This is a genomic window from uncultured Aquabacterium sp., from assembly GCF_913773725.1.
Taxonomy (GTDB): domain Bacteria; phylum Pseudomonadota; class Gammaproteobacteria; order Burkholderiales; family Burkholderiaceae_C; genus Aquabacterium.
Genome location: NZ_CAJYGK010000082.1, coordinates 1 through 10,416 on the forward strand (window position 1 = coordinate 1; position 10,416 = coordinate 10,416).

9 protein-coding genes are annotated in these 10,416 nt (G+C 67.0%); 7 read left to right on the plus strand and 2 right to left on the minus strand.

What is annotated here, in order from left to right; genetic code table 11:
* From QZ709_RS09055 to QZ709_RS09085, 7 genes are all read left to right on the plus strand, one after another.
* The coding region (locus QZ709_RS09055; protein WP_294636954.1) for a molybdopterin-binding protein at window positions 1-656 on the plus strand (656 nt) is incomplete at its 5' end.
* Window positions 657-952: 296 nt separating this feature from the next.
* A complete protein-coding gene (gene glnA / locus QZ709_RS09060) occupies window positions 953-2,371 on the plus strand; it encodes a type I glutamate--ammonia ligase (RefSeq protein ID WP_294636955.1) in 1,419 nt (472 codons plus the stop codon).
* Between the two features lie 161 nt (window positions 2,372-2,532).
* The gene (locus tag QZ709_RS09065; protein WP_294636956.1) at window positions 2,533-3,099 is read left to right on the plus strand and encodes a hypothetical protein; all 567 of its coding nucleotides are present in this window, start codon (window positions 2,533-2,535) and stop codon (window positions 3,097-3,099) included.
* The gene (gene glnL, locus QZ709_RS09070; RefSeq protein ID WP_294636957.1) at window positions 3,096-4,253 is read left to right on the plus strand and encodes a nitrogen regulation protein NR(II); all 1,158 of its coding nucleotides are present in this window, start codon (window positions 3,096-3,098) and stop codon (window positions 4,251-4,253) included. The genes QZ709_RS09065 and glnL overlap by 4 nt, the downstream gene beginning before the upstream one ends.
* A gap of 49 nt (window positions 4,254-4,302) precedes the next feature.
* Complete coding sequence (ntrC, locus tag QZ709_RS09075; protein ID WP_294636958.1) at window positions 4,303-6,033, plus strand: nitrogen regulation protein NR(I); 1,731 nt, start codon at window positions 4,303-4,305, stop codon at window positions 6,031-6,033.
* A 54-nt stretch (window positions 6,034-6,087) separates the two neighbouring features.
* On the plus strand, window positions 6,088-6,582 hold the full coding sequence (locus tag QZ709_RS09080; protein WP_294636959.1) for a hypothetical protein: 495 nt from the start codon (window positions 6,088-6,090) through the stop codon (window positions 6,580-6,582).
* Between the two features lie 93 nt (window positions 6,583-6,675).
* Window positions 6,676-7,302 carry a hypothetical protein gene (locus QZ709_RS09085; protein WP_294636960.1) on the plus strand — a complete coding sequence of 209 codons (627 nt, stop codon included), beginning with the start codon at window positions 6,676-6,678 and terminating at the stop codon, window positions 7,300-7,302.
* Here the strand turns inward: QZ709_RS09085 and ftsH are convergent.
* Window positions 7,247-9,121 carry an ATP-dependent zinc metalloprotease FtsH gene (ftsH, locus tag QZ709_RS09090; protein ID WP_366937159.1) on the minus strand — a complete coding sequence of 625 codons (1,875 nt, stop codon included), beginning with the start codon at window positions 9,119-9,121 and terminating at the stop codon, window positions 7,247-7,249. The two genes, QZ709_RS09085 and ftsH, sit on opposite strands and share 56 nt — an antisense overlap.
* Window positions 9,122-9,141: 20 nt before the next feature.
* On the minus strand, window positions 9,142-10,269 hold the full coding sequence (locus QZ709_RS09095) for an ABC transporter permease (protein ID WP_294636961.1): 1,128 nt from the start codon (window positions 10,267-10,269) through the stop codon (window positions 9,142-9,144).
* Between the last annotated feature and the right edge of the window lie 147 nt (window positions 10,270-10,416).

The window sequence follows — 10,416 nt, forward strand, 5'->3', positions numbered from 1 at the left end:
GCATCACGGCCGACGTCCGGTATGCCCTGGACTCCGGCGATGTGGTCTTTTCATTCGGCGGGATCGGGGCCACGCCGGACGACCACACCCGAGCGTGCGCTGCCCGCGCGCTGGGCGGGGGGCTGAGCCTGCACCCCGAAGCAAGGGACCTGATTTTGGCCCGTTCGCAGGAAGTGGCCCAGCAGGAGGGCAAGCCGTTCGACCCCTCCGGACCGGACACCTTGAGACGCCTGCAGATGGGCTGCTTTCCCGAGGGCGCCGTCATCATCCCCAACCCTTACAACCGCATTCCAGGGTTCAGCCTGAACGGGCGCGTCCACTTTCTGCCCGGCTTCCCTGTGATGGCCTGGCCCATGATGGCCTGGGTGCTGGACCAATGGCATGCCGACCTGCACGGCCAGAGCCGGCTGACGGAGCAGGCTGTCATCGTGCATGGTCAGATGGAGGCCACGCTCACCCCCTTGATGGAGGACATCGAGGCCCGCTTCGCGCCCGTGAAGGTGTTCAGCCTGCCCAGCGTGGATCACCCTGTTCACGGCCGACACATCGAACTGGGGGTGAAGGGACGGCCCGGCGCTGTCGCAGCAGCGTTTGACGCGCTGCTGGAAGGGCTGAACCTCCTTGGTGCATCCTTGGGCCCCACTTCGGTGCGATAAGGGTTTTCCGTCTGTAATGCACCTTGTTGGTGCTCATTCGGTAGGCGAGAATGGCGCTGAGTTGGTCCAGCGATGCCGCATGGCGAAAAGCGGTGCGCCGGGGCGCAGCTTGTGTGCGTGCTGTTCCGCTTCGGTGCGGCGGCAGCCAGGGGGCCGTACACGGACTTCTTCATCGATCGGCACGGGCTCATCGGGAAGGCACACTTTCTGCTATTACACTGCGCGCTGTTTCTGATCGATGAAACAGAGTCAACCTCTTCTTGCAATCAAACCAAGCCTCTTGCTAGGAGCACCTGATGGCCAACAAGACCGTCGCCGACGTGATGAAGCTGGTGAAGGACAACGAAGTCAAGTTCGTTGACTTCCGCTTCACTGACACCCGTGGCAAGGAACAGCACGTCTCCGTGCCTGTTTCCCACTTTGACGAAGATAAGTTCACGTCGGGCCATGCCTTTGACGGTTCGTCCATCGCCGGCTGGAAGGGCATCGAAGCTTCCGACATGCTGCTGATGCCGGATCCCAACACGGCCAACATCGATCCCTTCTTCGAAGAGCCGACCCTGATCCTGACCTGCGACGTCATCGACCCGCACGACGGCAAGCCCTACGAGCGCGATCCCCGCTCGCTGGCCAAGCGCGCTGAAGCCTACCTGAAGGCTTCGGGCCTGGGCGACACCGCTTTCTTCGGTCCGGAACCCGAGTTCTTCGTGTTCGACAGCGTCCGTTGGGCCAACGACATGTCGGGTTCGTTCTTCAAGATCGAATCCGAAGAAGGCGCCTGGAACACGGGCAAGGAATACGAGCACGGCAACACCGGCTACCGTCCCACCGTCAAGGGTGGCTACTTCCCCGTGCCCCCGGTCGACAGCGGCCAGGACATGCGTTCGGAAATGTGCCTGATCCTGGAAAGCCTCGGCATTCCCGTTGAAGTGCACCACCACGAAGTGGCCAACGCCGGCCAGATGGAAATCGGCACGAAGTTCAGCACGCTGACCGAGCGCGCTGACTGGCTGCAGCTGCAGAAGTACGTGATCACGAACGTGGCCCATGCCTACGGCAAGACCGCCACCTTCATGCCCAAGCCCATCGTTGGCGACAACGGTTCCGGCATGCACGTGCACCAGTCGATCTGGAAGGACGGCAAGAACCTGTTCGCAGGCGACGGCTACGCCGGCCTGAGCGAGTTCGCCCTGTACTACATCGGCGGCATCATCAAGCACGCCCGTGCCCTGAACGCCATCACCAACCCGGGTACGAACTCGTACAAGCGTCTGGTGCCCGGCTTCGAAGCCCCGGTGAAGCTGGCCTACTCGGCCAAGAACCGCTCGGCCTCGATCCGCATCCCGTACGTGGCCAACCCGAAGGGCCGCCGCATCGAAGCCCGCTTCCCGGATCCCTCGGCCAACCCGTACCTGGCTTTCGCCGCGCTGATGATGGCCGGTCTGGACGGCGTCGAGAACAAGATCCATCCGGGCGAAGCCGCCACGAAGGACCTGTACCACCTGCCGCCCGAAGAGGACGCACTGGTGCCGACCGTCTGCCACAGCCTGGATCAGGCCCTCGAGTACCTGGACAAGGACCGCGCGTTCCTGACCAAGGGTGGCGTGTTCACCGATGCGTACATCGATGCCTACATCGAGCTGAAGATGCAGGAAGTCACCCGCTTCCGCATGGCCACGCACCCGGTCGAGTTCGACATGTACTACGCCCTCTGATTCCCGCAAGGAATTCTGGGCCGGCCCTTCGGGGCCGCAACGACAAGGGCGACGCAAGTCGCCCTTTTTCATGGCGCTTCATGGTGCGCACGCCATGGCCCCTTGCGGGCATACTCGGTGTCCCGGTCGGCTCCGGCCGACGTCGAGTGATTGAAAGACCCATGCCGTTCATGTTCCGTCTGCCTGTCCCTGTTCCCGCTCTGGGCCCCGCCTCGTCCACCACGCGGATGCGATGCGGCTTGTTGCTCGTTGCCATGGCGATGGGGCAGGGCGCGTGGGCGCAGGAGAAGCCGGTTTATCGTTGTCCTGGCAACCTCTACACCGACGCGCTGAGCCCCAAGGAGGCTCAACAGCGTGGTTGCCGCACGCTGGATGGCGCGCCGATCACCGTGATCCAGTCGTCTCAGCCGGTGCAGCGTCCGGCCGCTACCGGCGCACAGGGCAGCCAGGGTGGCTCGGGCTCGGCGCCCAAGGTGAGCAGTGATGAGCAGCGCGCCCGCGATGCCGACCGGCGCCGCATCCTCGAAGCCGAGCTGCGCAAGGAGGAAGAGGCCCTGGCCGCACTGCAGAAGGAGTTCAACAACGGCGAGCCGGAACGCCGTGGAGACGAGCGCAATTACGCCAAGTACCAGGAGCGGGTGGCCGCCATGCGCGATGCGCTGACCCGCAAGGAGGCCGATGTGGCGGCCCTGCGCCGCGAGCTGGGTGCGCTGGGAGCGGCCCGATGACCGGGGCAGTGCGCCACAGCGCAGCGGCGGGCCACCATGGTTTGTCGGCCCGGGGCGAGTCACGCGTCGATCCCGAAGCGGTCCGCTCTCTCCTGCCCGGCAGCCTGGACGCGCTGGACTACCTGGCCACGATGGTGGCGGTGGTGGAGCCGGATGGCCAGTGCCTGTTCGCGAATGCCGCGTTCGAGGAAATCCTGGGGCTGTCCCGCCGCAGCGTGCTGCGGGAGTCCATCTTCGAGTGGTTCGTCGATGCGACGCTGCTGCAGGACATCGTGGGCGCCGTGGCCTCCAATGAGTACGCCACCAGCCGCCTGCAGGCCGAGCTGAAGCGCCACCCCAACCTGTTCGGCGAGCCACTGCCGGTGCAGTGCATCGTCACCCGGCTGGAACACGGCGATCTGGTCCTGATCGAGCTGGTCGAAATCGAACAGCAGACCCGTCAGGAGCGCGAGGAGCGCGCCATGGACCAGGTGCAGGCCAACAAGGAGCTGATCCGCAATCTGGCCCACGAGATCAAGAACCCGCTGGGTGGCATCCGTGGCGCGGCCCAGCTGTTGCAGATGGAGCTCGAGAGCAAGTCGCTGACCGAGTACACGCAGGTCATCATCCACGAGGCCGATCGCCTTCAGGCCCTGGTGGACCGCCTTCTGGCGCCGCACCGGCGTCCGCATCTGGTGGGCGACGTCAACATCCACGAGGTCTGCGAGCGGGTGCGCTCGCTCATCCTGGCCGAGTTCCCCAAGGGGCTGAAGGTCTGGCGCGACTACGACACCTCGATCCCCGATTTCCGCGGCGACCGCGAGCAGCTGATCCAGGCTGTGCTGAACATCGCCCACAACGCGGCCCAGGCGCTGGCCGAGCGCATTCAGGCGGGCGACGCCAAACTGACTTTGCGCACACGGGTGGCTCGCCGCGTCACGATCAACCGGCAGTTGCATCGGCTGGCACTGGTCTTGCATATCGAGGACAACGGCCCGGGTATCCCGGAGGCGATTCGTGACCGCATCTTCTACCCGCTGGTTTCGGGGCGGGAGGGCGGCTCCGGACTGGGCCTGACATTGGCTCAAACCTTCGTTCAACAGCATCAGGGCACCATCGAATGCGAGAGCGAACCGGGTCGCACGGTTTTCAGAATCCTGATTCCGCTGCCATGACCGGTGAACGCGTCACAGTCGAGACGGGATGCCATCACCTCAGGTCAGCATGAAACCCATCTGGATCGTTGACGACGACCAATCCATCCGCTTCGTGCTCGAGAAGGCACTGGCCCGCGAGGACCTGCCTGTCCGCAGCTTCACCAACCCGCGCGATGTGCTGCTGGCGCTGGATGACGATGAACCGCAGGTGCTGGTGTCGGACATCCGCATGCCGGGCGGCTCGGGCATCGACCTGCTGAGCAAGGTCAAGGCGCGGCTGCCGGGGCTGCCCGTCATCATCATGACGGCCTTCTCCGATCTGGACAGCGCCGTGTCGGCCTTCCAGGGCGGTGCGTTCGAATACCTGCCCAAACCCTTCGACCTGCCCAAGGCGGTCGAACTGATCCGCCGTGCGGTCGACGAGAGCGTGCGCGAAGAGGTCGTGGACGAGCGTGTCGCGCAGATGCCCGAGATGCTGGGCCAGGCGCCGGCCATGCAGGATGTCTTCCGTGCGATCGGCCGTCTGAGTCAGAGCAATGTCACGGTGCTGATCACCGGTGAGTCGGGCGCGGGCAAGGAGCTGGTGGCGCGCGCGCTGCACAAGCACAGCCCGCGGGCGAATGGCCCGTTCGTGGCCATCAACACCGCGGCCATCCCGAAGGACCTGCTGGAGTCAGAACTCTTCGGCCACGAGCGCGGTGCGTTCACGGGCGCGCAGACCATGCGTCGCGGGCGCTTCGAGCAGGCCGATGGCGGCACGCTCTTCCTCGATGAAATCGGCGACATGCCGTTCGACCTGCAGACGCGTCTGCTGCGGGTGCTCAGCGACGGCCAGTTCTACCGCGTGGGCGGCCACCACCCGCTCAAGAGCAATGTGCGGGTCATTGCCGCGACCCATCAGAACCTGGAAGACCGCGTGCGCCAGGGCGTGTTCCGCGAAGACTTGTTCCACCGCCTGAACGTCATCCGCCTGCGTCTGCCCGCCCTGCGTGAGCGCCGTGAGGACATCCCGACGCTGGCGCGCTTCTTCCTGCAAAAGAGTGCCAAGGACCTGGGTGTGGAGGCCAAGCGGATCTCCGAGCCGGCGATCGCCCGGCTGGCCTCGTTCGACTTCCCGGGCAACGTGCGGCAGCTGGAGAACATCTGCCATTGGCTGACGGTGATGGCGCCGGCTCAGGTGATCGAGGTCAAGGACCTCCCGCCCGAGTTGCTGGATGGCCAGATGCCAGCCATGAACACGTCCCTGATGGCAGCGGGGGCGCCGGCCCCGGCGCCGACTCTGCCTGCGGCCTCGCTCGGAGGCGCAACGGCATCGGGGACGCACAGCGATCCGTGGGCTTCGGCGGCTGGCTCTCTGGCCTCGGTCAGCCCGCCACCAGCCGCGGTGACATGGCCCGCACAGGATGCGGGTGGCGTTTCCGAGGTGCGCGCGCCGGACGCACGCTTTGGCGACGAGCCGGGTTTCGGGCTGGCCTCGGGCGGTTTGCAGGGCACGGGCCTGCCTTCGACCCCGGTCGGTGGACTGGGCGGTGCCGCTCTCGATCCCTACGCGCCCGTCGTGCCTGTGGCCCCTGCACCTGCGGCAGGCTGGCTCAAGGACCTCGAACGGGAAGCGCGTGCGCGCCTGGAGGCCGGGCAGCCGGAAGTCTGGGACAGCCTCACGCGCCAGTTCGAAGCAAGCCTCATCCACACGGCGCTGGAGCTGACGCGGGGGCGTCGGATCGAGGCCGCACAGAAGCTGGGTATCGGGCGCAACACCATCACCCGCAAGATCCAGGAACTGGGCATTGACGACTGAGCGTCCACCCAGGCGGGCTGCTAGAGTAGCAATCTGTTCTGGAAGGATCGTGAGATGCAATCCCTGAAGTCGACCTTGGCGGGCGCCCTCAGCGCCCTGGCCTTGTTGGGCCTGTCAGCCTGTTCCACCACCAGCCCCGATGTGATCAAGCCGGGCGATGCCCAGCGCCTGTCGCAGGTGGCCGACGCGGTGGTCATCAGCGTGCGACCCGTGGTCGTCGAGGGCAGCCAGAGCGGCCTCGGCGGTGGCACGGGCGCGGTGATCGGTGGGATTGCTGGCGCGGGCGGCACGAGCAACCCGCGTGGCTCGGCCATGGCCGGTGTGGCGGGCGCCGTGGTGGGCGCCGTGGTCGGCAATGCGGTGGAGCGCTTCGGAACCCGTGAAGACGCTTTCGAGATCATCGTGCAGTTGGCCAATGGCGAGCGGCGCGCGCTGGTTCAGGCGCAAGGCAACGAGGCGTTCAAACCTGGCGATGCCGTCATCCTGGTGACCACGGGTGGCAAGACCCGTCTAATGCTGGCACCCAAGCCGGGCACCACGGGCCGCTGAAGCGCCTGTCGTCACCCGGGGGATGCCTCCGGGCGCGGCATGCGGTGGCCGCGCATGCCGGACAGAGCTCCCGGCCGGAGAGGCAACACAGACATGGATGACCGCATCCGGCAGATCCTCACGCAGATCACCAAGCTGGAAGACGAGCTGCGCGACGCGATGAAAGAGCGCGAGCAGCAGGTGTTCTTCGAGCTCAAAGGGCGTCGCATCGAGTTCGAATCGGCCGTGAAGGCGCGGCATCGCCAGCTGCGCATGGGGCTGTTGCGCTGGCTGGCTGGCAGCCGGCCGCAGAACTGGTTGTCGGCGCCGTTCATTTACGGCGTGTTTCCGGCGTTCGTGATCCTCGACGTGCTGGTGTCGATCTACCATGCGGTGTGCTTCCCGCTGTACGGCATCCCGAAGGTGCGACGGGCCGACTACATCCGCTTCGACCGGCACAAGCTGGCCTACCTCAACAGCCTGGAAAAGCTCAATTGCGAGTACTGCGCCTACGCCAACGGGCTGCTGGCCTGGGTGACCGAGGTGACCGCGCGCACCGAGCAGTACTGGTGCCCGATCAAGCACGCGCGCCGCATCGTGGGCGCGCACGGGCGCTATCACCGTTTCCAGGAATACGGTGACGCGGAGGGCTACCAGGCCCACCTGCGCAAGATGCGGCTGGAGTTCAGGCGGGAAGCGCGCGCGCAGCCTGCGCCAGTGTCGTCAGATCCGCCTCGGTGAGTGTTTCGCGGGTCAGCAGCATCGCGGCCCCCTCGTCCAGCAGCGCACGGCGGGCATCCAGCAGGGCGCGGGCGCGCTGGTAGGCCTCGTCCACCAGCTGGCGCACCGCGGAGTCGATCTGTTCGGCGGTGGCCTCGCTGTGCTGGCGCGGTGAGCCGATGCCATCGGCTGCCGGGCCCAGAAAGGCGTGGTGGGGCCGCTCGTAGGCCACCTGGCCCAGCTGAGATGACATGCCCAGGCGCATCACCATGTCCCGCGCGATCTCCGTCACCTTCTGCAGGTCGTCGGCCGCACCGCTGGAGATGTCGCCCATCACCAGGTCTTCGGCGGCGCGCCCGCCCAGCAGCACCACCATGCGGTTGAGCAGTTCGTGCCGCGTCTGCAGGAAGCGGTCTTCGCTGGGGCGCTGCAGGGTGTAGCCCAGCGCACCGATGCCGCGCGGAATGATCGAGATCTTGTGGACCGGGGCGGCGCCGGGCAGGCACAGCGCGAGCAGGGCATGCCCCATCTCGTGGTACGCCACGGTGCGGCGCTCGGGTTCGCTGAGCACGCGCCGGCGCTTCTCCAGACCGGCCACGATGCGTTCGACCGCGGCGGTGAAATCCTGCGCTTCGACCGCCTCGGCCTGGCGGCGGGTGGCCAGCAGCGCCGCTTCGTTGACCAGGTTGGCGAGGTCGGCGCCCGCGAAGCCGGGGGTGAGGGCGGCGATGGCGTCCGGGTCGACGTCCGCCCCGAGCTTCACTTTGCGCAGGTGCACGCGCAGGATGTCGATGCGGCCCTGGCGGTCGGGGCGGTCGACCAGCACCTGGCGGTCGAAACGGCCGGCGCGCAGCAGGGCGGGGTCGAGCACTTCGGGGCGGTTGGTGGCGCCCAAGATGACGACGCCGGCACTCGGGTCGAAGCCGTCCATCTCGGCCAGCAGTTGGTCGAGCGTCTGTTCCTTTTCGTCATGACCACCTAGCATGCCGGCGCCACGGGCCTTGCCGAGGGCATCGAGCTCGTCGATGAAGACGATGGCGGGCGCGGCTTCGCGGGCCTGCTCGAACAGGTCGCGCACGCGGGCGGCGCCCACGCCGACGAACATCTCGACGAACTCGGAGCCGTTGATGGAGAAGAAGGGCACGCCCGCCTCGCCGGCCATGGCGCGGGCCAGCAGCGTCTTGCCGGTGCCGGGTGGGCCGAGCAGCAGGATGCCCTTGGGCATGCGGGCACCCAGGCGGCCGTAGGCCTGCGGGTGCTTCAGGAAATCGACGGATTCGCGCAACTCGGCCTTGGCCTCGTCCACGCCGGCGACGTCGTCGAAGGTGACCGTGATGTCGCGCTCGGCGTGCACGCGGGCCTTGCTGCGGCCCACGCCCATCATGCCGCCGAGGCCGCCGCCGCCCATCATGCGTTTGGCCAGCAGGTTCCACAGCCCGAACAGCAACAGCACCGGCAGCACCCACGAAAGGATGTCGCGCAGCCAGGTGCTTTCAATGACGCCTTCGACGCGCACGCCGTGCTGCGACAGGGCTTCGGCCAGGGCGGGGTCCACCCGGGTCGCCACGAAGCGCTGGCGGCCGTCGGGCAGGGGCTTCTTCAGCTCGCCTTCGATGAGGTTGCTCGACACGCGCAGGCTGGCCACTTCGCCGGCCTTCACGCGGTCCATGAGCTCGCTGTAGGGCATGGCCTGCACCTGGGTGCTGCCGACCCAGACCTCGCGCACCCACAGGGCCACGAGCAGGGCCATGACGATGTACCAGAGGTTGGGGCCGGAGAAGGGCGGGCGGGGTGTGTCGCCAGAGGGTGGCGTGGGGCGAGGGGGCGGTGAGGTGGGCATGTCGGGCAATGGAGGGGCGTTCAGGTCTGCATGCGGCTGACGGCCGCGCGGAAGCGCCACAGGGCGCCAGCGAAGAACACGGTGCCGATGGCGGCGATGGCGGCCAGCTGCGGCCAGACGATGGTGACGCCCGCGCCACGGTACAGTATGGCCTGGGCCAGGCTCACGAAGTGGGTGGTGGGGGCAGCGAGCATGATGTTGGCCACGATGTCGGGCATGTTCTCACGCGGGGTCTGGCCGCCGGACAGCATCTGCAGCGGCAGCAGCACCAGGATCATCAACAGGCCCAGCTGCGGCATCGAACGGGCCACCGTGCCCATGTAGATGCCCATGGAGGTGGTGGCAAACAGGTGCAGCGCGCAGCCCACCAGGAACAGGGGCACCGAGCCCGAGATCGGCATGCCGAGGGCGCCCTGAACGATCACGTACAAGGACGCGGCCGTGGCCACCAGCACCACGAGCGCCATGGACCAGACCTTGGCCAGCATGATCTCGATCGGGCGCAGCGGCAGCACCAGCAGGTGTTCGATGGTGCCGTGCTCGCGCTCCCGGATGAGCGCGGCGCCGGTCAGGATGATGGACAGCATGGTGACGTTGCTCATCAGCTCCATCACGCCCATGAACCAGCTGTCGTTCATGGACGGGTTGAAGCGCACGCGCATCGCCAGGTCCACCGGGGGCGCGGACTGGGTGCGCTCGCGCTGCAGGTATTCGTTGACCTCGCCCAGCGCGATGCTCTGGATGTAGCCCGCGCCGACAAAGGCCTGGCTCATCTGCGTGGCGTCCACATTGAGCTGGATGGCGGGGCTGCGGCCGGCCAGCACGTCGCGCTGAAAGCCGGGCGGGATGTTGAGCACGAATGTGTAGCGGCCGGCGTCCATGCCGGCATCCATCTCGCGCAGGTCGATGTGCGCCGGCGGCATGAAGGTGGGCGGGTAGAAGGCCTCGGTGATGCGGCCGGACAGCGGGGTGCGGTCTTCATCGACCACGGCCAGCGGCGCGCGGTGCAGGCGGTCCGGGGCGCCTTTGGCGGCGGTGTAGATGGCGCCGGTGAAGGCCCACAGCACGAAGGCCAGCAGCAGGCGCTCGCGCCACAGGCTGCGCAGTTCCTTCAGCCCCAGCTGCCAGATGTGGACGAGGCTGCTCATGTGTCCTGCTTCTTGAGCAGCATCACGGTGGCGACCGTGAGCAGCGGGATGATGGCCAGCAAGGGCAGGAAGGACGGCCACAGGTCGACCAGACCGAGCGCCTTGCTGTAGGTGCCGCGGCTGATGGTGAGGAAGGGGCCGGTGGGG